At 60.7% G+C, this 22950-nt stretch carries 23 protein-coding genes; 17 read left to right on the top strand and 6 right to left on the bottom strand.

Annotated features, from left to right (window positions below):
- Positions 1-302: 302 nt before the first annotated feature.
- The 5 genes from C0623_03330 to C0623_03310 form a co-directional block, all read right to left on the bottom strand.
- Complete coding sequence (locus C0623_03330; protein ID PLY02803.1) at positions 303-1784, bottom strand: cysteine--tRNA ligase; 1482 nt, start codon at positions 1782-1784, stop codon at positions 303-305.
- A 138-nt stretch (positions 1785-1922) separates the two neighbouring features.
- Positions 1923-3611, bottom strand: coding sequence for a glutamine--tRNA ligase (locus C0623_03325; GenBank protein ID PLY02802.1), 1689 nt, complete (start codon positions 3609-3611; stop codon positions 1923-1925).
- A 14-nt stretch (positions 3612-3625) separates the two neighbouring features.
- Positions 3626-4117 (bottom strand): 2-C-methyl-D-erythritol 2,4-cyclodiphosphate synthase, encoded by a 492-nt coding sequence (locus C0623_03320; protein PLY02806.1) that lies wholly within the window; start codon positions 4115-4117, stop codon positions 3626-3628.
- A 6-nt stretch (positions 4118-4123) separates the two neighbouring features.
- Positions 4124-4819 (bottom strand): 2-C-methyl-D-erythritol 4-phosphate cytidylyltransferase, encoded by a 696-nt coding sequence (ispD, locus tag C0623_03315; GenBank protein PLY02801.1) that lies wholly within the window; start codon positions 4817-4819, stop codon positions 4124-4126.
- A 95-nt stretch (positions 4820-4914) separates the two neighbouring features.
- Positions 4915-5397 carry a CarD family transcriptional regulator gene (locus C0623_03310; GenBank protein ID PLY02800.1) on the bottom strand — a complete coding sequence of 161 codons (483 nt, stop codon included), beginning with the start codon at positions 5395-5397 and terminating at the stop codon, positions 4915-4917.
- A 167-nt stretch (positions 5398-5564) separates the two neighbouring features.
- Between C0623_03310 and C0623_03305 the strand changes: the two genes are divergently transcribed.
- Positions 5565-6473 carry a 2-dehydropantoate 2-reductase gene (locus tag C0623_03305; GenBank protein PLY02799.1) on the top strand — a complete coding sequence of 303 codons (909 nt, stop codon included), beginning with the start codon at positions 5565-5567 and terminating at the stop codon, positions 6471-6473.
- Positions 6474-6613: 140 nt separating this feature from the next.
- Here C0623_03305 and C0623_03300 read toward each other — a convergent pair whose 3' ends face one another.
- Positions 6614-7201, bottom strand: a complete 588-nt coding sequence (locus C0623_03300) for a hypothetical protein (protein PLY02798.1) — start codon at positions 7199-7201, stop codon at positions 6614-6616.
- A gap of 334 nt (positions 7202-7535) precedes the next feature.
- Between C0623_03300 and C0623_03295 the strand changes: the two genes are divergently transcribed.
- From C0623_03295 to C0623_03220, 16 genes are all read left to right on the top strand, one after another.
- Positions 7536-8267, top strand: coding sequence for a 3-oxoacyl-ACP reductase FabG (locus C0623_03295; GenBank protein ID PLY02797.1), 732 nt, complete (start codon positions 7536-7538; stop codon positions 8265-8267).
- A 13-nt stretch (positions 8268-8280) separates the two neighbouring features.
- Complete coding sequence (locus C0623_03290; protein PLY02796.1) at positions 8281-9495, top strand: beta-ketoacyl synthase; 1215 nt, start codon at positions 8281-8283, stop codon at positions 9493-9495.
- Positions 9496-9498: 3 nt separating this feature from the next.
- On the top strand, positions 9499-10971 hold the full coding sequence (locus tag C0623_03285) for a hypothetical protein (GenBank protein ID PLY02795.1): 1473 nt from the start codon (positions 9499-9501) through the stop codon (positions 10969-10971).
- Positions 10962-12194 (top strand): beta-ketoacyl-[acyl-carrier-protein] synthase family protein, encoded by a 1233-nt coding sequence (locus tag C0623_03280; GenBank protein ID PLY02794.1) that lies wholly within the window; start codon positions 10962-10964, stop codon positions 12192-12194. The genes C0623_03285 and C0623_03280 overlap by 10 nt, the downstream gene beginning before the upstream one ends.
- Complete coding sequence (locus tag C0623_03275) at positions 12191-12445, top strand: acyl carrier protein (GenBank protein ID PLY02793.1); 255 nt, start codon at positions 12191-12193, stop codon at positions 12443-12445. The genes C0623_03280 and C0623_03275 overlap by 4 nt, the downstream gene beginning before the upstream one ends.
- A 63-nt stretch (positions 12446-12508) precedes the next feature.
- Positions 12509-13261 carry a 1-acyl-sn-glycerol-3-phosphate acyltransferase gene (locus C0623_03270; GenBank protein PLY02805.1) on the top strand — a complete coding sequence of 251 codons (753 nt, stop codon included), beginning with the start codon at positions 12509-12511 and terminating at the stop codon, positions 13259-13261.
- Positions 13262-14581, top strand: a complete 1320-nt coding sequence (locus tag C0623_03265) for a CoF synthetase (protein PLY02792.1) — start codon at positions 13262-13264, stop codon at positions 14579-14581. It abuts the gene before it with no gap.
- Positions 14578-16167 (top strand): histidine ammonia-lyase, encoded by a 1590-nt coding sequence (locus C0623_03260; protein ID PLY02791.1) that lies wholly within the window; start codon positions 14578-14580, stop codon positions 16165-16167. Before C0623_03265 ends, C0623_03260 begins: the two co-directional genes overlap by 4 nt.
- Complete coding sequence (locus C0623_03255) at positions 16167-16589, top strand: 3-hydroxyacyl-ACP dehydratase (protein PLY02790.1); 423 nt, start codon at positions 16167-16169, stop codon at positions 16587-16589. The genes C0623_03260 and C0623_03255 overlap by 1 nt, the downstream gene beginning before the upstream one ends.
- Complete coding sequence (locus C0623_03250) at positions 16546-17220, top strand: outer membrane lipoprotein carrier protein LolA (protein ID PLY02789.1); 675 nt, start codon at positions 16546-16548, stop codon at positions 17218-17220. Before C0623_03255 ends, C0623_03250 begins: the two co-directional genes overlap by 44 nt.
- Positions 17220-19592 carry a hypothetical protein gene (locus tag C0623_03245; protein PLY02788.1) on the top strand — a complete coding sequence of 791 codons (2373 nt, stop codon included), beginning with the start codon at positions 17220-17222 and terminating at the stop codon, positions 19590-19592. Before C0623_03250 ends, C0623_03245 begins: the two co-directional genes overlap by 1 nt.
- Positions 19592-20260, top strand: a complete 669-nt coding sequence (locus tag C0623_03240) for a hypothetical protein (protein ID PLY02787.1) — start codon at positions 19592-19594, stop codon at positions 20258-20260. Before C0623_03245 ends, C0623_03240 begins: the two co-directional genes overlap by 1 nt.
- On the top strand, positions 20257-20637 hold the full coding sequence (locus C0623_03235; protein ID PLY02786.1) for a hypothetical protein: 381 nt from the start codon (positions 20257-20259) through the stop codon (positions 20635-20637). The genes C0623_03240 and C0623_03235 overlap by 4 nt, the downstream gene beginning before the upstream one ends.
- Positions 20631-21095, top strand: coding sequence for an acyl-CoA thioesterase (locus C0623_03230; GenBank protein PLY02785.1), 465 nt, complete (start codon positions 20631-20633; stop codon positions 21093-21095). Before C0623_03235 ends, C0623_03230 begins: the two co-directional genes overlap by 7 nt.
- Positions 21092-22210, top strand: coding sequence for a beta-ketoacyl synthase (locus tag C0623_03225; GenBank protein PLY02784.1), 1119 nt, complete (start codon positions 21092-21094; stop codon positions 22208-22210). The genes C0623_03230 and C0623_03225 overlap by 4 nt, the downstream gene beginning before the upstream one ends.
- Positions 22207-22917 carry a hypothetical protein gene (locus C0623_03220; GenBank protein ID PLY02783.1) on the top strand — a complete coding sequence of 237 codons (711 nt, stop codon included), beginning with the start codon at positions 22207-22209 and terminating at the stop codon, positions 22915-22917. The genes C0623_03225 and C0623_03220 overlap by 4 nt, the downstream gene beginning before the upstream one ends.
- The last annotated feature ends 33 nt before the right edge of the window (positions 22918-22950 follow it).

Raw genomic sequence — 22950 nt, 5'->3', positions numbered from 1 at the left:
GTTTGCCTCAATGCAAACTCCCCGGCAACACAGTTAAACAGAAACAATTCAGTCCGCACGAAAAAGCCCCCTGTAAGGGAGCGGTTTCTTTGGTTCGTTTCTTTATCGCTCAATAAAGAAATGAACCCGGCTGCCGGGCCGGGACCCGGCGGTTCTTCCTGTTTTCTGTCTTCAGGGGGACACTTCCCTGAGATTCGGGTAGTGTCCCTGTCCAACAGTGTCCCCGTCCAACAAAAGAAGGGGGCAGGATCAACTCCCGCCCCCCTGGCTCTTCACTCTTCACTCTTCACTCTAACCCGACCCTACTTGATCTTCCAGGTCGTCCCCTCCCGTGAATCGAGCAGGATCACCCCTTTCGCCTCGAGCTCATCGCGGATCTCATCGGCGCGGGCGAAATCCCTGTCGACCCGCGCCTGCTTGCGCTCGGCAATCAGCGCCTCGATCTGCTCCGACGTCAACTCGCCCCCTTCAAGACCGGCGTTTTTCTGTTTTTCGAGCCAGGCCGTCGGGTCGGATCCGAAGAAGCCGAGCACCGCTCCGAGGGCGCGCAGCTTCCGCGCCCCGTCGTGCAGGACCGCCAGCGACAGCGGGCAGTCATCAAAGCGCTTCTCGCCGATCAGGCGATTGAGGCCGCGCACCGCATCGAACAGGTGGCCGAGGGCCAGGGCGGTATTGAAATCATCGTCCATCGCCTCGGCGAACTTCTCCTCGAGCAGCTCGACCCGGTCATAAACCTCGCGCTCCTCGTCCTTGATCGCCGGACAGGGCGCCTTGCCCGGCACCGGATGGGCGGCGAGGATCTCGTCGGCGGCCTTGAGCGCCTCGTAAAAACGGCTCAGGCCGGCCCTGGCCTCCTCGAGGTTCTGGTCGGAGAAGTCGATCGGTGAGCGGTAGTGGGCCGAGAGGATGAAAAAGCGGACGACCTCCGGGTCGTACTTTTCAAGAATGTCGCGGATGGTAAAGAAGTTGCCGAGCGATTTGCTCATCTTCTCCTGGTTGATATTGACGAAGCCGTTGTGCATCCAGTACTTGACGAACGGCTTCTCGTTGGCCCCTTCCGACTGGGCGATCTCGTTCTCGTGGTGCGGAAAGACGAGGTCCTTGCCGCCGCCGTGGATATCGAACGAGTCGCCGAGCAGCGACGAGCTCATCGCCGAGCATTCGATATGCCAGCCCGGCCGGCCCGGTCCCCACGGCGATTCCCACGCCGGTTCGCCCGGCTTGGCCGCCTTCCAGAGCGCGAAATCCATCGGGTTGCGTTTCTGCTCGCCGGGGGCGATGCGGGCTCCGGCCTGCATCTCGTCCATGTTGCGCTTCGAGAGCTTGAGGTAGTCGTCGAACGTGTCGACGGCGTAGTAGACATCACCATCCGCCTCGTAGGCGATCCCCTTGGCGATCAGGTTTTCGACGATGGCGATGATCTCGTCGATATACTCGGTCGCCTTCGGCTCGTGGGTCGGTTTCTCGAGCCCGAGCGCGGCCATATCCTCGTCGAAGGCGCGGATGAACTCCTCGTAGAGCTCCTTGCTCGAAATCCCCCGCTCGTTGGCGCGGTTGATGATCTTGTCGTCAACGTCGGTGTAGTTGCGGACATAGTTGACTTCGTAGCCGGCATATTTGAGATAACGGTAGATCACATCAAAGACGATGTTGGCGCGGGCATGGCCGATGTGGCAGTAGTCGTAGACGGTGACGCCGCAGACATACATCCCGACCTTGCCCGGAACCAGCGGTTCAAACTGCTCTTTCTGACCGCTCATCGTGTTGTAAAGGCGTAGTGACATTGGTACTGACTCCTGATTGTTTTCAGATACCGGCAGGGTACCCGCGCTCTTTCATAGCACAGTTGCCGGAACTTTTGAAGGGGGCAAATGGTGTGTCGGATCAACCCGTTGCATCTGTTTCCGGCAGACGGTGAGAGGTCAGCTTGACGCCAGCTTGGCCCAGGTGTCACGCAGGGTCGCCGTCCGGTTGAACAGGGGGGAGCCTGCTGTCGAATCCTTCGGATCGACGGTGAAATACCCGACCCGCTCAAACTGGAAGGTTGTGCCCGGTTCGGCGGAAGCCAGGGACGGTTCGACGATGGCCCGCTGCACGAGGAGCGATTCGGGATTGAGACCGGCACGATAATCTTCGAGCTTGTCCGGATTCTCGTCGCGGAAGAGGCGATCGTAAATCCGCACCGGCACCTCGATCCCGCGGTGTGCCGACACCCAGTGAATCGTCCCCTTGATCTTGCGCCCGTCCTTCGGATTGGCGCCAAAGGTTTCGGGATCGCAGCTGCAGCGCAGCTCGGTCACTTCACCGGCGTCATTCCTGACAACTTCGTCACAGCGGATAATGCAGGCGTTGCGCAACCGCACCTCGCGCCCGGGACCGAGCCGGAAGAATTTCTTCGGCGGGTCTTCCATGAAGTCGCTCTGCTCGATGTAGATCTCGGAGGTCAACGGTAATTGACGTTGCCCGAGTTCCGGTTTCTGCGGGTGGTTGGCCGCCGTACAGACAATCTCTTGTTCCGGCAGATTGGTGATCACCACCTTGAGCGGATCGAGCACCGCCTGACGCCGCGGCGCCGTTTCGTTGAGTTGCTCGCTGACACAGTCCTCGAGCACCGAGAGATCGATGCGCGAATCACTCTTGCCGACCCCGATGCGCTCGCAGAAGGTCCGGATTGCTGCCGCCGGGTAGCCGCGCCGGCGCATCCCGACCAGGGTCGGCATCCGCGGGTCGTCCCAGCCGGAGACCTGGCCTTCGCTGACCAGCTGCAACAGCTTGCGTTTGCTCATCACGGTGAAACCGAGGTTGAGCCGGGCAAATTCAATCTGCTGCGGCGCGAAGATTTCGAGCTCCTGCACCAGCCAGTCGTAGAGCGGCCGGTGATCGGCAAATTCGAGGGTGCAGATCGAGTGGGTCACTCCCTCGATCGAGTCGGACTGGCCGTGCGCGAAATCGTACATCGGGTAAATACACCATTGATCACCGGTGCGGTGATGCGACGCCTTGAGAATCCGGTAGATCACCGGGTCACGCAGGTTGAGGTTGCCGGAGGCCATATCAATCTTCGCCCGCAACACATGTTCACCATCAGCGAATTCGCCGGCTCGCATGCGCCGGAACAGGTCGAGATTTTCCTCAACCGGGCGCTCGCGATACGGGCTTTCACTCCCCGGCTCGGTCAGGGTACCGCGGGTTTCACGGATCTGCTCGGCCGGCAGGCTGCAGACGTAGGCTTTTTCTTTTTCGATCAAACGAACCGCATACGCGTAAAGCGTCTCGAAGTAATCGGACGTGAAGTAGAGATGGTCGCACCAATCGAAGCCGAGCCACTCGACATCGGCCTTGATCGCCTCGACATACTCATCCTCTTCCTTGATCGGATTGGTATCATCGAACCGCAGGTGGCAGCGCCCGGAAAACTCGGCGGCGAGCCCAAAATTGAGACAGATCGATTTGGCATGACCGATATGAAGATAACCGTTCGGTTCCGGCGGAAAGCGGGTGATCACCTGGTTGCGGCGCCCCTCGGCAAGATCTTCCTTAATCAGGTTGCGGATAAAGTTGGTACTGGTCGTCGGTTCCTGCTGGCTCACGATAGTGGGTGATCCTTTCAATCCGGCCGGGCCGGTTAAATAATTTCCTGGTCGTCGGCGCGCTGCAGCAGCACGACGGCGTGGGCGGCGATCCCTTCCTTGCGGCCGACAAAACCGAGCTCTTCGGTCGTCGTCGCCTTGACATTGACCTGCCCGGTGGCGACTCCGCAAGCGGCCGCGATGTTTTCGATCATCTCTCCGATGTGCGGCGCCATTTTCGGCTGCTGGGCGAGGATGGTGGCATCGATATTGGCGATCAGGTAGCCGCCGGTGCTGACGAGGGTAGCGACCTTTTTGAGCAGCTGCCGGCTGTCGGCTCCCTGGTAGGCCGGATCGGTGTCGGGAAAATGCTTGCCGATATCACCGGCGCCGAGCGCGCCGAGCAGGGCATCACAGATCGCATGCAGGAGCACATCGGCATCGGAGTGGCCGAGCAGGCCGCGATCATAATCGATTTCGACGCCGCCGATGATCAGCTGGCGCCCCGGCACCAGCCGGTGCACGTCGTATCCGTGGCCGATCCGCATCATGGTTTACTCATCCTCTTCGCGCTGCAGTATCGATGCCGCGAGTTCGAGGTCCTCCGGTGTTGTGATCTTGAGGTTGGCGTAACTTCCCGGGACAACCGCGACCGGCGCCCCGATCCACTCGGCGAGCTGGGCATCATCGGTCGCCCGATAGTTGTGGTTATACGCTTTTTCATGGGCGCTGGCAATAAGCCGATAACGGAAAGCCTGCGGCGTCTGCGCGAGCCAGATCGTGCTGCGGTCGGGCGTCGCCGTGACCTTGCCGTCGACCACCACCTTGATCGTATCCTTGGCCGGAACGGCGATCAGGGCGGCGCTGTTTGCAACAGCGGCCGCGACCACGGAGTCAATCAAACCGCCCGGCAGAAGCGGCCGCACGCCGTCGTGGATCAGGATGATATCATCGTCGTCTGCGGCACACGCCCTGAGACCATTGCGCACCGAATCCTGGCGCTCTGCACCGCCGGCGACAATCTGCCGGATCTTGGCAAAACCGAAGCGCGCCACGATGTCGTCGCGGCAATAGGGAATTTCGGCTTCAGGAGCGATCAGGGTGATGCTGTCAACAGCGGAATGCTGTTCGAAAAGGTCGATGGTATGCGCCAGAATCGGCCGCGACCCGAGGGAGAGGTATTGCTTGTTGACGTCCGCCCGCATGCGGCGGCCGGCGCCGGCGGCCGGAATCAGCACATGTACGTTCATTGGAATCTGCCGGGTTCCTTGTCCAACCCCGAAAGGGAACTGTTACATATACAAAAAAGGCCAGATGCTTGGCATCCGGCCCGGCCATGATCGAATCAGTTGATAAAGATTTTCTCGACCCGCTGGGTCACCGCGTCTTCATCGGCACCTTCAGCCAGCGCTACTTCCTTGACCAGCAGCTTGCGGGCCAGTTCGAGAACCTTCTTCTCACCGTAGGAGAGCTCCTTGCCCTCGCGGATACAGTAGAGCTCACGCAAGACCTCGGCCACCTCGAAGAGGTCACCGGTTTTCAGCTTGTCGTTGTACTCACGCTGGCGCCGGCTCCATGATGCGATCGCCGAAACCTTGGTTTTTTCACCGAGTACGTTAAAAATTGATTTGACCCGTTTTTTATCAATCGGACTGCGCATGCCGATGTGCGATGCATTCGTGGTCGGCACCATGATTGTCATATCACTGTCGACAATCCGCAGAATATAAAAATCGGCCGTGACCCCGCCGAAATCCTTCGATTCTATTGCCTCGATCACACCGATCCCCTGGGTCGGGTAAACGGCGCTATCTCCAACTTTAAACATGAATTAGACTCCTTAGGACAAGGGTTCATATTATCAAAATTGTCAACTTTCGTCAAGGCGCGCCTGCATCTGACAAAATCAATTTCCGAAAACCGTTATTGCGACATTGTTCATCGTAAATAAAAAATGATATAAAGCTTCCCGAGTCTTTCCGGAAGGGGCCTTTTATGAAAATCGCGGTTGTCGGTGCCGGCGCTCTCGGTCTTTACTATGGCGCTCTCTTGCAAAAATCGGGAAACAAGCTGCACTTCCTGCTGCGCCGTGATTACGACGCGATTACCAGACGGGGCCTGCAGGTCTGTTCGGTCGACGGCGATTTCCACCTCAAACCGGTCAAGGGCTACCGCAGCACCACCGCGATCGGACCGGTTGAGCTGGTGCTGATCGGTCTGAAGACCTTCAGTAACAAAAAGATGGTCGATCTGGTGCGGCCGCTGGTCGGGCCGGAAACCATGCTGGTGACGCTGCAGAACGGCCTTGGCAATGAAGAATTACTGACCGGCGCCTTCCCGGCGGAACAGGTCATTGGCGGCGTCGCCTTTCTCTGTGCCAACCGGGGCGAGCCGGGGACAGTGCACCACCTCGGCCAGGGCGCAATCCGGATCGGACTCGCCGGCGGCGGCCGGAGTCAAGCGGCCGAAAAGGTTGCGCAAACCTTCAGTGCTGCCGGGATCAGCTGTGAATATGTCGGGGATCTGCTCAAAACGCGCTGGGAAAAACTGGTCTGGAATATTCCGTTCAACGGTCTCTGTGCGCTGACCGGAAAGAACGTCGCCGAGCTGCTGGCCCATGCGCCGTCAAGACAGCTGATCAATGATCTCATGCAGGAGGTAGTCACCGCCGCCAATGCCCAGCCCCTGACGTCGCCAATCGATGGCCCACCCTTCATCGAAAAGATGATCGGGGCGACCGGGACCATGGGCGGCTACCGGCCGAGCATGATGATCGACCGCCTCGAAGGGCGCCCCCTCGAGCTCGACTCCATCTACGAGAAGCCGCTTGAACGGGCCGCCGCTACCGGGATCGAGACACCGCATATCCGGATGCTGTACAGCCTGCTCGATCTGGGAGAATGAGAGCCGCTGGAGGCTGGAGGCTGGAAATCTAAATCGATCGTCTGGTACCTGCAACGCTCCAACCAGGAAACCGGCAGTTAGCCCTTCCGGCTTACAGCTCATACAACTGCCAACTGTCCACTGATTTCTGATTACTGCCCCTACCAATGAAACCCGGCGATCAAACCGGCATGGCCGCCACCGACCTCAAGATCCTCACCGAACAGCGTCACCTCGGCATCGGAATAGCGCAGACAAAGGCCGAGGTTGACATGCCTGATCGTCCAGACGATGCCCCCTTCGAGCCAGAGACCACCGTCGACATCATCATCCTTGTAGGTGAAAAAGCCGTCATCAGCCTCAATGCTGGCGGCGATCGAGGTCAAGCCGGCCCCGAGATAAGGGCTGAAAGTGGTCTGCGGAATCGGCATGTATTTGCGAAAGCCGATGGCAAATTCGCTGGTTGCGGCATCAACGTCGGCAAAGCCGCCGAAGCGGGGGTCGGAGTAGGCCTCGCTGGTCCCGGAAACATACCAGTCGATAGCAAAGTTGATCGGGAAATCGGTTTTCGGGGCAAAATCAAAGCGCACGCCGATTTCGCCATGTTCGTCCAGCGGTTCCCAGTCATCCTCATCGAGGCTCTTTGCACCGAGGAATCCGTTGACATTACCGGTCCAGCCGGCGGCGAAACCGCTGGCCGGGAAAAATAGCAGAACCAGCACCAGAACAGGAATGAACTTCATCTTCATGGGAACGCCTCCCTGTCTCTTGAAAGATTACGCAGATCAATTCACCTCCCTGAATTCTAGCCGGTCGGCTGTCATTGTAAATCACCTTTTTCCAGCAATTATCTGAACCGGCTGAAACCGGTCGGAAAACGCTCAAGAATGTTGAATTCTTGGATGACTTGTCATAGTATGCAGGTTTATTGTCCAACAGCACTGAATCGACCATCAACAGAGCAGTAGCAGGAGGATTTCGGGATCTTTTTCACCCCTTTCCAAGCACCTGCGATCAAGTGCCTGTCGGCAGCCTTTCTTACCGGGCTGTCACTGCTCGACAGGCGGAAAAGGCGAAACCATTTTGACTGAAGAAAAGAAAATTGCCCTGGTCACCGGGGCGAGCAAAGGAATCGGCGCGGCCATTGCAAAAGAGCTGGCGGCCGATGGTTTTCATATCTGGCTGAACTACCGCAGCGACCATGATGCGGCGCGGCAGGTTGCCGACGAAATGACGGCAGCCGGCGGCAGCTGCGACCTCCTGCCGTTTGACGTCGCCGATGCCGCGGCGACATCGGCAGCGCTCGAGCCGCTGCTCGCTGACAACGTGCCCTTCGTTCTGGTCAACAACGCCGGTTTCGCCAGCGACGGCATCATGGCAATGATGAGCCAGGAGAGCTGGGAGAAGGTTCTGGCGGTTCACCTCAACGGCTTCTTCAACGTTACCCGCCTGGTCGTCGCGCGGATGCAGAAAAAAAGAGAGGGCCGGATTATCAATATCGTTTCGACCTCGGGTGAATCGGGCGTCGCCGGCCAGGTAAACTACTCGGCCGCCAAGGCCGGGCTGATCGGGGCGACCCGTTCGCTGGCTGCCGAGGTCGGCCGCCGCAATGTTCTGGTCAATGCCGTCTCGCCCGGATTTATCGCCACCGACATGACCTCGGAGCTGCCGATGGACCAGATTCTGCCGATGATTCCACTCGGCCGGGTCGGCAATGCCGAGGAGGTCTCCGGTCTGGTCGGCTTTCTCTGTTCCGATCGGGCGACCTATATCACCGGCCAGGTTTTCGCCGTAAACGGCGGCATCCATATTTAAGGGAGAAACCGTTTTGCACAGAGTTGCCATCACCGGTTTCGGAATCGTCTCCTGTCTCGGCCATGACCCGCAAACGGTCGGCACCGCCCTGCGCGCCGGCCTTTCAGGTATTGTCGTCGACGAGGAACGCCGGAAGCTCGGCTTTCGCAGCCCGCTGACCGGACAGATCGACGGTTTCGACAAGTCGATCCTGTCGCGTAAACAGCGTAAGAGCATGACCGACTTCGCCGTCTGGACCTACGCCACGGCCCGTGACGCCATGGCGATGGCCGGTCTCGAAGAATCCGATATCGCCAACGAGCAGACCGGTTTGCTCTACGGCTGCGATTCAAGTTGCATCGCCGCCATCGAACAGGTCGACGCCCTGCGCAAAAAAGGGGAGACCAAGGCGATCGGCAGCGGCCACATCTTCCGCTCGATGACCTCGGTTATCACCATGAATCTCAACACCCTGCTGCAGACCCGCGGTGCCTGCTGGTCGCTCAGCTCGGCCTGTTCGAGCGGCGGTCACGCCATTGGCCAGGCGGCTGACCTGATCCGGCTCGGCCGTCAGCAGCGAATGTTCTGCGGCGGCGCCCAGGAAATCAACTGGGAGTCGATGTGCAGCTTTGACGGCCTCGGCGCCTTTTCAACCCGGATTGACGACCCGGCCGGGGCGAGCCGACCATTCGATGCCGGGCGGGACGGCCTGGTTCCGGGCGGCGGCGCGGCGACGGTGATACTGGAGCGCTACGACCTCGCCGAAAAACGGGGAGCGACGATTCTCGGTGAAGTCCTCGGCTATGGCTTTTCGTCCGATGGCGGCCAGCTTTCGGTGCCGAGTGACGACGGTATGAGCCGGGCAATGCGGATGGCCCTCGACGACAGCGGCCTCGCCGCAGCCGAGATCGACTATTACTGCGCCCATGCGACTTCGACCCCGGCCGGTGACGCCGCCGAGGCGAAAAACATTCATGCTGTGTTCGGCGAACGGACGCCGCCGGTTTCAGCGTTGAAAGCGCTGACCGGCCACGAACTCTGGATGGCCGGGGCATCACAGGTCGTCTATACGACGATTATGGCCCAACAGGATTTTATCGCCGCCAGCGCCAACTTCGAAAGGCCGTGCCCGGAAACCGCCGGCCTCAATATTATCCGTGAGACCATCCCGCAGGCACCACGGAAAGTGCTCTGCAACTCGGCCGGCTTCGGCGGTACCAACGCCGCGCTGGTTCTGGATTTCAGCTGACCCATGCAATATGATGCGATCGTTATCGGGGCCGGCCTTTCCGGCCTGACTTCGGCCCTGCTGCTCGCCCGCAGCGGCCGCAAGGTTCTGGTGCTCGAGCAGCACCCGCAGCCGGCGCCGGTCGTTCGCGGATTTTCGCGCCACGGCCTTTATTTCGACAGCGGCTTCCATTACGCCGGCGGCCTCGGCGACGGTGGTCCTTTCCGACCGCTGTTCCGGCATCTTGGTCTCGATGACAAGCTGGAACTCTACCCGTTTGCCGCTGATCGGTTTGACCAGCTGAAGATCATGGCGACCGGCGAAACCTTTACTCTGCCGGTCGGCTTTGCTGCAATCCGGGAAAAACTCGGTGATCGCTTCCCGCAGGAGCGGCAGAAGGTTGACCGCTTTATCAGCGAAATCGAGACCACCTGGGATCGGTTGCCCTATCTCAACCTCGACACCGACATTGCCGATTACGCTATGCAGACGGTCCACGGCAGATCGCTCAAGGAGAGCCTCGATCAGTTTTCCGGGACCCCGGAGCTGCAGAGCCTGCTGTCGATGCACAGCCTGCTTTACGGCATCCCGGCCGAATCGGCGCCGCTGACCCTGAACACTCAGGTTGCCGGATCATACTACCACTCGGTTCACGGCATCCGCGGCGGCGGTCGGGCCCTGATTGAGGCGCTGCTCGAGCTGCTCGCCGAAGCGGGAGCCGAAATCCGCTGTCGGGCCGATGTGACGGCGATCGAAGCGGAGCCTGAGGCCGTGACCGGGGTCACCCTGAGCAGTGGCGAGACGATTTCCGCATCGGAAGTGGTTGCAACGATCAATCCGGCGCTGCTGCCGGAACTGCTGCCGGAGGGCCTGCTGCGACCGGCCTACCGCAAACGCCTGAGCCGGCTCGAACAGACCTGCTCGGCCTATATCGTTTTTGCCCGGAGCGACCGACCGATCAGTTTTCTGCAGCAATCCAACATGTTCGTTCAGCCGCAACCCGGCCTGATGGCAGCGAATACGGACCGGCCACTGAACCAGCGCGCATACTACCTGGCCGCGGCCGCGCCGGACCAGGGCGGAGCGCACGGCGTTATCGGCATTATGCCGGCCGCTTACGACGAAGTTTCCCGGTGGGCCGCCCCGCAGGGGCAACGCTGCGAGGATTACCGGCGGCACAAGGCGCAGGTTGGTGCGGAGCTGCTCGCCATTTTTGCCGAAAACTCCCCGGAACTGGCCGGCCTCGAGTTGCTCGAACTGGCGACTCCACTGACCCTGCATGACTATTCGCAGGCGCCGCAAGGTGCGGTCTACGGCGTCGGCCGCTTCCTCGGTCAATATAATCCGCATCCGATGACCCGGTTGCCGGGACTTTTCCTCTCGGGACAGGCGATTGCCGCCCCGGGACTGCTCGGCGCCGTTGTTTCCAGCTATCTGACCTGCGGCTCGATCCTCGGTCATGACCAGCTGCGTGGAGAACTCAGATCATGTCATTAGAAAATGTCGTTGTCACCGGAATCGGCATCATCTCGCCGCTCGGTCTCGATTACGATCAGTTGGTCACGGCGCTGCTGGCCGGCGAAAGCGGAGTCCGCCACGAGGCCGGCCTCGAAAAGATCGGCGGCTTGCGCTCGCGCCTGGCGGCAACGGTTCAGGGAGTCGATCCGAAATCGGTGCCGCGCAAGATCAGGCGCTCGATGTCGAACATGTCGATTTATGCCTATCTTGCCAGCCAGCAGGCGCTGGAGATGGCGAACTGGCCGGAAGAGGAGCTCTCGGCCGGCCGCCTCGGCGTCATCATCGGTTCGACCCTCGGCAGCACCGAAACCAGTGAAAAATTCTTTGCCGACTATTTCCGCGATTACAGCCTTGAACGGATGAAATCGGGACTGTTTTTCCAGATTATGGGCCACTCCTGCGCCGCCAACGTCGCCCAGTCACTCGGTATCACCGGGCGGGTGATGGCCCCTTCGGCCGCCTGCGCGACCAGCTGCCAGGCGATCGGCTACGCCTACGAGCAGATCGCCTTCGGTCGCCAGGACGCGATCCTCTGCGGCGGCGCCGACGAGTTTCACCCCCTGACCACCGCGACCTTCGATGTCATGCATGCCGCCTCGATCGGCTACAACGATCAGCCGGAGAATTCGCCGCGGCCTTTTGATGCCGCCCGCGACGGCATCGTTTGTGGAGAAGGGAGCGGCATCCTGCTCCTCGAGAAAAAAAGCCGGGCGGTGGCCCGCGGCGCGACCATACTGGCCGAAGTTTGCGGCTTCGCGACAACCTCCGACACCTCGAGCATTGCCAATCCCGACTCCAACGCCATGCTCGAGTGCATGCAGCTCGCCCTGGCCGATGCCGGTCTGAGCGCCGCCGCGGTTGATTATGTCAACGCCCACGCCACCGGCACTCTGCAGGGCGATGCCGCGGAAGCCGGAGCGATTCGTGATCTGGTCGGCGACCGGGCCCCGGTGAGCAGCCTCAAGGGCCATCTCGGCCATACCATGGCCGCCAGCGGCTCGATCGAGATGGCTGCCTGTATCGGCATGATGCAGCGGGGCGAACTGGTTGCGACCCGGAACCTTGAAGTGATCGACAACAACTGTGCCGGTCTTGAGCACTTGAAACAGAACAAGAAAACCGAATCCAACGTCATCCTGAAAAACAATTTTGCCATGGGTGGCATTAACTCCACCGTTATCCTAAGGAGCACCAAAGAATGACTGAACAGGAAGTAATTGAACTGATCGACTCGAGCCTCGCCGAGGAGTTCGAGCTCGACCGCGCCGACATGACCCCGGATGCGAACATCTACGAAGACCTCGGCCTCGACAGCCTCGATACCGTCGATATGGTCATCGTTCTCGAGGGCGCGTTCGACTTCAAAATCCGTGAAGAAGAATCGATCCGGGCGATCCGGACCCTCGGTGATATCCATAATTTCGTCCTGCAGAAGGTTGAAGAACACAGCTGAGAATCTACGATGTCTGGTGTGAGCGAAACCTGTAAATCGACAGATGAAACCGGGGGCTGGAGCCTGCCGGTCATCCTGATGAACATCTGGTGCTACGGCATGATGTTCCTCTGGACCCTGCTCGGGATCCTCGTCTTTCCCCTTGTCCTCGGCCTCTGTAAAATCATCCTGCGCTGGCCGGTCGACCGGCTGATGCGCTGGTACATCTGGATTTACGGCCGCGGCTGGCTGCTGTTGATGCGGCCGTTTGTCCGCTTTCATCGGGAACAGATGGATCATATCAGGCCGGGAGAACCGACTCTTTTCGTAGTCAATCACTTCTCGTTTTTCGACACCTACTGTATGGCCATGCTGCCGGTTCATGACATCATCTTCGCGGTCCGGGCCTGGCCGTTCCGGATGTTCTGGTATTCACAGTTCATGCGCCTCGCCAGGTATATGAATGTCGAAGACAGCAGCTGGTTCGAGACCCTGGAAAACTGTAAGCGGGCCTTTGCCAACGGCGGCACGGTCCTGTTCTTCCCCGAAGGGAGCCGCAGCCGGACCGGCAAGCTGCAGCGTTTCTATTCCGGCGGCTTCAAGGCGGCGATCGATGCCGGGGTGCAGCTGACCCCGCTGGTGATCGACGGCACCGACATCCTGCTGCCGCCCGGCCGTAAGCAATTGCGACCCTGCCGCATCAAGTTGCGCGCCCTCGAGCCGATTGACACCACCGAATTTTCCGGCAATGACGGCCCGTTGCGCCTGCGCAAGCTCACCAAGGAGCGGATGAGTGCAGCCCTGGTCGAGATGCGGGCCGACAGGAAGGATCGTTGAATGGGTGACGTTGTGCCCGATATCTGCTTTGCCGACCCGGAGGTCATCGCCGGGCGCCAGTGCCAGCTTCTGCAACAGCACCTCAGCTACCTGGATAAAGCATCACCCTGGTACCGGGAGGTTTTTGCCAGCAACCGGATCGAACCGGCCAAGATTCAAACCCTCGAAGATTTGCAGCAGCTGCCCCTGACCGGCAAACAGGATCTCGCCAACCAGAACGAACAATTTCTGGCAGTCGGCAGTGACCAGGTCGTCGATATCTGCCAGACCTCCGGCACCACCGGCGAACCGGTGACCATCTGGCAGACCGAAAAGGATCTGCAGCGGCTCGCCCTGAACGAGGCGCTCTCTTTTGCCGCGGCCGGGATCACCCGCCACGACAAAGTGCTGATCGGTGCCGCTCTCGATCGCGGCTTCATGGCCGGCCTCGCCTATTTTCTCGGACTGCGCCGGATCGGCGCGACTGCCCTGCGGGTCGGCTCGGGCCAACCGGCGTTGGTCGCAGAAGCGATTGAAAAGCAGCGGCCGAACGTGCTGGTTGGCGTCCCCAGCCTCTTTCTCGGCCTCGCCCGGAAGATGCAGGGCCGCGGCCTCGATCCGGCCGCCTGCGGCATCAACAAACTGATCTGCATCGGTGAACCGATCCGTAACCCCGACCTGAGCCTGTCGCCGCTCGGGGAAGCCCTCACCGGGGCCTGGGATGCGGCGGTCTTCGGCACTTACGCCAGTACCGAAATGGCAACCGCCTTTACCGACTGCCCGGCCGGCTGCGGCGGTCACCTGCTGCCGGAGCTGATTGCCGTTGAAATCATTGATGAAGAGGGGTCCCTGCTGCCGCCCGGCGAACCGGGCGAGGTCGTTGTTACCCCGTTCGGCATCGAGGGCACGCCGCTGTTGCGGTACCGGACCGGTGATATTGCCGCCCTTCATCCCGGGCCCTGTGCCTGCGGTCGACAGACACCCCGTCTCGGACCGATCATCGGTCGCAAATCACAGATGCTCAAGGTCCGGGGGACAACCCTCTACCCGGCGGCAATCGGCAATGTCCTGCACCGTATTCCCGGAGTTGTCAACCACTACCTCGAGGTCGAACAGCAGTTCGATCTCTCGGACCGGGTCCGGGTCGTCATCGGTGTCAGCGATACCGCCCTGACCGCCGATTATCTGGCCGGTGAAATTGCCGGAAAAACCCGGGTGCGACCGGAAGTGGTCCTGATCAGCCCGGAACAGATTACACAGAAGACGGTGCGGCCGGACCGGCGCAAACCGATTACATTTTTTGACTACCGAAAGAGCGAACAGGAAAGTGAGAAACGATGAGTAAAGATTCCGCCATTATCCTTAACGGCAACGACCTGACTGTTGATGAAATAGTAGCCATCGGTGTTGGCGACCGCAAGGTTGCTCTCGATCCGGAGGCGCTGGAGCGCTGCCGGGCCAGCCGCAGCTTTCTCGAGGAGGAGGTCGCGGCGAAACGGGTCATCTACGGTGTCAACACCTCGTTCGGCCCGATGTGCAACAAGATCATCGACGATGAGCAGATCGAGGAGCTGCAGATCAACCTGATCCGCAGTCACGCCGCCGGTCTCGGTGATCCGCTCAAGGACTACATCGCAATCGCGGTGATGGCGGTCCGGCTCAATACCCTGGCCAAAGGGTTCAGCGGCGTCCGGATTGAACTGCTCGAGCATATGCAATGGATGATCAACGAGCGGCTTGCCGCCCACATTCCGGAATGCGGCTCGGTCGGCGCCTCGGGCGACCTGATCCACCTTGCTCACCTCTCGCTGGCGATCATCGGTGAAGGCCGGCTCTACTACGACGGCGAACTGACCGATGCGGCGGCCACCTACCGCAAGCTCGGCCGGCAGCCGATGCGGCTCAGCTTCAAGGAGGGCATCGCCCTGATGAACGGCACCAGCGCCATGACCGCCCTCGCCGCTTTCGCCATCTTCGGTGCCAAAAAACTGCTCAACATCAGCTGCGTAACCGGCGCCTTCGCGATCGAGATCTTTGGCGGCATTGATGATGCCTTCGACGAGGATCTGCACCGGGTCAAGCCGCACCACGGCCAACTGCAGATCGCCGACACAATCCGCCGGCTCTATTCCGGTTCACAGAATATTACCCTGCGCTCGGAGATGCACGACAAGATCCGCGACCAGAAATCGGACGGCCCTGTCTACGAGACCAGTATCAACGTCCAGGATGTCTACTCGGTCCGCTGCACGCCGCAGGTCCTCGCCCCGGTCGCCGAGGCGATCGAACAGGCGAGCCGGGTCGTCGAGATCGAGGCCAACTCCTCCAACGACAACCCGATTATCATCCCGGAGAAGAAAAAGGTCATTCATGGCGGCAATTTCCACGGTCAGAGCATCGGCTTCGTCATGGACATGCTCTGCATGGCGATCTCGACTCTCTGCAATATCTCGGAGCGCCGCACCAACAAGTACCTCGACAAGAGCCTCAACGAAGGATTGCCGGAATTTCTGATCCCCGGCACCCTGGGACTGACCATGGGCTTCATGGGGGCGCAGTACCTGGCGACCTCGACCACCGCCGAAAACCGCCAGCTCGCCAACCCGGTCAGCACCAACACGATCAGCTGCAACGCCTCGAACCAGGATGTCGTCAGCATGGGGACGGTGGCGGCGCGCAAGGCCTTCAAGTCGGTCAGCAACGCCAAACATGTCGTCACCCTCGAGGTTCTCGCCGACCTGCAGGCGCTCTCGTTCCGCAACGCCGAAGGTCTCGGGTCCGGAACCGGGAAAATTTTCCGGATCCTCAACGAGGATTTCAACCAGTACAATAATGAATCGATTTTCCATGACGATCTGGTCAAATTCCGTAAGCGGCTCTTTTCGAGCCAGCTGTTCGACGACCTGTCGGTCTATTGGGAGGCATAATGGACCTGACCCTGCCGCTCGAAGCCGAAGAACTGATCCCGCACCGCCTGCCGATGCGGCTGGTCGACCGGCTGGTCGATATCGACGACAAAAACGGCACGATCGAAGCCGATATCAGGGCCGACTGCCCGCTCGTCGACGCCAGCGGCGTTCTCGATGACATCGCGTTGACCGAGCTGATTGCGCAGGCTTACGCCATGATCAAGGGCTATAACGATCTGCTTGACGCCGCCCCGGTGCGGCAGGGTTTCCTCGTCGGCATCAAGAAACTGACCCGCCAGGCCTCGGCCAACAGCGGTGACACCCTGCGCATCGCGATCCGGACGATCGCCGAGTTCGACGACCTCGCCATCGCCAGGGGCGAAATCTGGCGGGCCGATGAGTGTCTCGCCGAAGGCGAAATCAAGGTCTGGATCAACTGAAATAATGAAGTCTTTCTCCCTGACAATCCTGCTGTTTCTGTTGCTCGCCCTGCCGGGTCGAGCCAACGAGCTCGACTCCCTGCTTGAGCGCCTCCGCCAGGCTGCGGCGGCGACCCAAACCCTGTCGAGCGACTTTATCCAGGAAAAGCATCTCGCGATCTTTTCCGAGAAATTGCTCTCGGAGGGGCGGTTTGCTTATCGCAAACCGGATCAGCTCCGCTGGGAGCTGCTGACGCCGTTCAAATCGGGCTTCGTTCTGCGCGGCGACCAGGGCGTGCGCTGGAACGGACTGAGCCGGGAACGGGGACGTTTCTCGGTCGAACGCGACCCGGTGATGGGGATGATTGCCAAACAATTGCTCGCCTGGGCCCGGGTTGATCTTGAATGGCTGCAACAGCGCTATCAGATGGAACTGCTGCAGACGCAGCCTCCCCGCCTCCGCCTGATTCCGCGCGACCGGGGCGAGGCCGGCTTCATCCGGCATCTCGACATCACCTTTGCCGAAGACCTGCGCCATATTGCAACCGTACTCCTGCAGGAGACAGCGGGCGACCAGACCCTGCTCCACTTCAAAAAGGTCGAACTCAACCGGGCCCTGCCGGATAAAGTATTTGAGGCACCGGAATTTTAATGAAGCTGATTGCGACGACATACGAGAAGCTGGAACACCGCAGAACCGGCTTGACCATAGCCCTGCTGGTGCTGCTGCTGATCGCCGGCGGCCTGCTCTCGCGGCTCGAGGTCGAACAGAGTATCGTCGCCATGCTGCCGGATGGTGACTCGCGCGTCGCCAGCGATTTCGGGCTGCTGCAACAGGCCCCGTTCGCCCGCAAGCTGGTGATTCACCTGAGGGCCGAACCGGATGTTCCGCTCGAGCAGCTGCTCGCGGCAACCGACCGGCTGCGGGCCGCATTACCGGCCGACCTGTTCCGCAACCTGTTGAGCGGCCCGACCGACATCGATCCGATCGGTTTGACCAGGGGGCTCGGCAACGCCTTGCCTTTTCTGCTGGAAGCGGACGATCTCGAGCAGATCGAACAGCAACTGACCCCGGAGAAAATCGACCGGCAGCTGGCAACCCGTTTTGCCGAACTGCTACAGCCCCAGGGCATTGCCCTGAAGGAGTCCATACGCCACGATCCGCTCGGCCTGCAACAATTGGCTTTCGCCAAACTCGGCTATCTTAATCCGCTGCCGGGAGTCCGCATCGAACAGGGTCAGTTCGTCAGCGCCGACGGCCGGAGCAGCCTGCTCCTCGCCGACACCCCGGCCCTGATTACCGACGCCGTCGCCGGGCGCAAACTGGTCGACGCCTTTGCCGGGGCGCGCCGGGTACTGCCGGTCGGTATTACCGCCGACCTGTTGAGCGGACATCCCTATACCCTGGCCAACGCCGAGGCGATCCAGAAGGATATGCAGCGCGTCCTCGTCGTCTCCGGGGTCGGAATCCTGCTCCTGTTCACCCTTTTTTTACGGCGGCTGCACGCTGTCGCGGTCTTCCTGTTGCCGCTGTTCTGCATTGCCGCGGCGCTGGTGATCACATCGCTCTGGTTCGGCCGGGTTTCCGGCATTACCATCGGTTTTGGCGCGGTCCTGCTCGGCATCACCATCGATTTTGGTCTGCATGTCTATTTTGCCCTGCAGCACGGAAGCGGGTTGCGCCCGGCGCTGCTCAAAGCGGTGAGCCGACCGGTCCTGTTCGGTGGCCTGACGACACTGGCGGCGTTTTCAATCCTGCTCAATTCGGATCTCCCGGGGCAACGCCAGCTCGCCATTTTTGCCATGGCCGGCATCATCACGGCACTTATGCTGGCGCTGCTGGTTCTGCCACACTACGTCGGCTCGAACAGCGCAACCCGATCAACAAGGACTTGGTTCGACCTTAACCGGGTTTTTCGCGAACAGCCGAACCTGCGCTGGGTCGTGGTATTGCTCTGGTTCGGGGTGGCAATGGTCAGTGCCTTTGAGGCCCAGAACATGACGATCAACGGCGAACTGCGCCAGCTCAGCTACCGGCCGGAGGAACTTCGGCGGGCCGAGCAATCACTGGCTGATGTCTGGGGCCGGATGCGTGACCGCGCCCTGGTTTTTGTTGCCGCCGAGACGATGGATGACGCTCTCGATACCAACCAGAAGGTCTGGCAGCTGCTCAAACAGCAGCAGGTCGAGTCGGAAGCGGTCAGCCTGGCACCGCTTATCGCCGCTCCGGCAACCCAGCAGCAACGGCTTGATAACTGGCAGCGCTTCTGGCAGAGAAACGGAGACCGGACCAGCCGGTTGGTCCAGAGTGCAGGTCTCAAGTACGGTTTTTCCGGGGACGCTTTTCAGCCTTTTTTCGATTCCCTGGAACGAACCCCCGAACCGATCAGCACAAAAAGCCTTGAGCAGTGGGGGCTCGGTGGCCTGCTTGACAATCTCGCGCCGAAAAAGAAAGAGGGCGCTCAGTTGATTTCGCTCATCCCCGATCGGCCGCAGTTGATCGAAAAGCTGGAACCGTCACTCGCCGCAATCCCCGGAGTGACCCTTGTTTCGCAAAGCCGCTTCGGGCGCCAGCTGAGCCGCGAGATTGCTGCCGATTTTGCCAATTTCATCATTTACGCCGGACTCGCCGTCCTGATGCTTCTGCTCCTGCTGTTCCGCCGGATTCAGGATGTCCTGCTCGCCCTGCTGCCGGTATTGACCGGATTGCTGGCGATGTTTGGAGGCATGGGCTGGCTCGGGATCGAAATGAACCTGTTTAACGTGATCGCGACGATTCTGATTATCGGTCTCGGCGTCGACTATGGAATATTCATGGTCTGCCACAGCCGGCAAACCGCCGAGACCGCCTCGACCCGGGCGATCGTGGTTTCCGGCCTGACCACGCTGGTCGGCTTCGGGGCGTTGATTCTGGCCCGGCATCCGGCCTTGCATTCAATCGGTCTGACCGTGCTGCTCGGTATTTCGGCGGCCGTTCCGACGGCGGTGCTGGTCATCCCGGCTTTCCGGCCGAGGTCCGGCTGATGCGGTGGCTGGCGTTCCTGCTTTTTGCTCTGGTTCTGGTCAGTGCCTGCGCGCCGGCGGTCCCGCCGCTGGTACTGCCGCAGGATTGCCCGAGAGACCATGAGCTCGGTTCGTTGCAGGAAAAACAGTGGCTGCAGCAAAAAGCGGTCTGGCGCTTGCACCAAACCATGTTGCTCGAGACCCGCTTTCGCAAACTGGCGATGCAGGGGTTTCTGCGGCTCGACCTTAAAACCGGTCAAGGGCGCCTGGTCGCGATGAATGAAGTCGGGCTGGTCCTGTTCGACCTCACGTTCACGGCCGACGACACTGAGGTCCACCGGGTGATTCCACCGCTGCAGAAGCGACCGCAAATGCTCGCGACAGTCGGCAGAAACCTGCGCCGTATTTTTTTGCTGGCAGCCGCTTCGAGCGATGCAGAGCCGACCGATATCGGCAGCCACCGGGTACTGACCCGGACCGTCGACGACATAACCCGGACCGGGCTGTTCGACTGCCGCGGCGACCTGCGTGAAAGCCGCACGCGGGGAAAGGACACCAACTGGCGGGTACTCTACAACCGCTATGCGGAACACGAAAAATGGCGCCTGCCGCAGGAGATCATTCTGAACGACCAACGTGATAACATCAGGTTGTCACTCGAGGTTCACGAGGTGAAACTGGAACCATGAACAAAATGCGAAAAGCGATCATGCAGTCGGCGCTGGCGCCGGCCACGCTGAGCGGAGAGAGCGGCCGGCAGAGTTTCCGCTTCGCCGAGTCGTTCCTCGGTTTTTCCGGGCATTTCCCGGGCTACCCGATTCTGCCCGGCGTCCTGCAGAACCTGCTGGCCCAGGTTGTTGCCGAACAGATCATCGGTCAACCGGTCACCTTCCGCGAGATTAAGCGAGCCAAGTTCAGTCGGCCGCTCCGGCCGGATGACCGGATCGACGTCGAAGTGACCTGTCGTGAAAAAGATGGATATCTGCACTGCGCGACGCGGATGCAGGTTGGCGCCGAGGAGGCTTCAAACTTCACCCTGATTCTCGAAGAGAGTGCGGAATCATGAGGAAACCCTACTTCAAAAAGACAGAAGGCGCGCCGGAGCCGCTGCGCTGCTCGGTTGAACGGACCGCCCGTTTCGAGGAAGTCGATGCCCTCGGTATCGTCTGGCATGGTCGCTACCCGAGCTATTTCGAAGACGGGCGGGTCCTGCTCGGGGAAAAATACGGTATCGGCTATCTCGATTTTTATCGCGCCGGCATCGTTGCGCCGATCAAACAGATGCACGTCGACTACCACCGGCCGCTGCAGTTCAGCGATCCCTTCACCATCGAGGCGATTCTCCATTGGTCGGACGCGGCCAGGCTCAACCACGAATTTATTCTGCGCAATGCCGCCGGGGAGATTACAACCAGCGGTTACACGGTGCAGTTGCTGATGGACACCGATCATAACGTCCTGATGGTGCCACCGCCATTTCATCAGGCGTTCCGCGAACGCTGGCAGGCGGGGGAGTTAACGTGAACAAGGTCTTTATCAGCAAGGTTGCCTGCGTAACCGCCCTCGGTTCCGGAGCGGACCGGCTCTGGCAGGAGCTGTTGGCCGGCAAAAGCGGCATCCGGCCGCTCAGCCGGTTCAGCTGCGACAACTACGTTTCAAATCTCGGCGCCGTGATCGCTGACCTGGTCGCCCCGGCTGACCATTCAGGTCACGACGACCTGTTGAACCGGCTCGCCGACCAGATCGGCCCGGTGCCGGGCGCCAGTCGGCTGCTGGTCGCCTCAACCAAAGGGGAAATCGACCGGCTCGAGTCCGCCTGTCGGGCCGGGCAGAAACTGCCGGCAGCGGTACTGTTTGCACCGCTGCTCGATAAAATCGCCAAGCGCTTCGGCCTCGATGATTGCGGCACCAACATTAACGCCGCCTGCGCTTCGTCAACCATCGCCCTTGCCCGCGGCGCCGCCCTGATCGCCCACGGCCAGGCCGATTCGGTCCTGGTCTACGCCGCCGACCTGCTCAGCGAGTTCGTCTTCTCCGGTTTCTCATCGTTGCAGGCGCTCTCCCCCGACCCGGCCCGACCCTTCGATGCCGGGCGCCAGGGTCTGAACCTCGGCGAGGCGGGTGCCGCCCTGCTGTTGACCAACGAAGCCGGCGCCGGTGATGCACCGCTGGCCAGGATTGCCGGCTGGGGCGCCGCCAACGATGCCCACCACGTCACCGCCCCGGCCCGTGACGGCAGCGGCCTGATTCTCGCCAGTACAGAAGCGCTGCAACGGGCCGGTATCGACACCTCGGCGGTCGCGGCGATCAGTGCTCACGGCACCGGAACCCCATATAATGACGCCATGGAGCTGACCGCTTTCGCGACGATCTTCGGCGATCACCTGCCGCCCCTGCACGGCATCAAGGGGAGCATCGGCCACACCCTCGGTGCGGCCGGGGCGATCGAGGCGATCATCGCCGGATACTCTCTGGCGCAGCAGCAGATCCCCGGAACGGTCGGCTGCACGACACCGGAAGAGGCAGGGCAGGGGCAGGTCAGCTCCTCCGGCCGGGAGATCTCCGGCCAGTACCTGCTCAGCACCAATTCCGGCTTCGGCGGCATCAACGGTGCGCTCGTTCTGCAGGGGGTGTTATGATGAAGGCATTGATCAACGGAATCGGCTGGGTCACCCCGGCCGGCCTCGGAGCCGGTCGAACCGCATTCGTTCAGCCGCTGATTGACGGCGAACTGCCGATCCCGACACGCAAGCAGGTTTTTTCCTGCATCGACCGACGCTTCGGCCGCCTCGATAATTTCTCACGGATCGGCCTGGCCGCCGCAACCTTCTGCCTGCGCGACGGTGGCGCCGAAGAGTGGACGAATAAACGAGCGATCGGCATTATTGCGGCAAGCCGCTACGGCTGCCTGATAACCGATCTTGATTACCTTGAAACGATGATTCCGGAGCAGGGCAAACTGGCGAGTCCGAATATTTTTGCCTACACCCTGCCAAACTGTTTTCTCGGTGAAGCGGCTCTCCGCTTCGGTCTGACCGGCAACAGCCTGATCATCAACCGGCGCGACGTCAGCTACCTGGCCGCGATCCGGCTGGGGCTGGAGGAGCTTGCCTGGACCGATCAGGACGGGATTGTCGCCGGCATTTCCGACCTGGCGCCGCCGCCGGAGCTCGCCGCGGTGGACGACCAGCCGGGGAGCCTCTTCCTGCTGCTCGAAAAAAGGGGCCGGCCCGGTGTCTCACCGTACGGCACTCTCGAACTCTCCGGCGCCGAATTGACATTCAACGGCAAGGCGATTGAAAGCCTCAAGGAGCTGATCGCTATCTGCCTCGAAATAAAGAACTGATGCCATCGCCTCATTAATAAAACAAGGAGTTGC

The organism is Desulfuromonas sp., assembly GCA_002869615.1.
Classification (GTDB): Bacteria; Desulfobacterota; Desulfuromonadia; order Desulfuromonadales; family UBA2294; genus BM707.
Note: the sequence above shows the minus strand (reverse complement) of the source record. Positions and strands in the feature narration are given on the sequence as shown.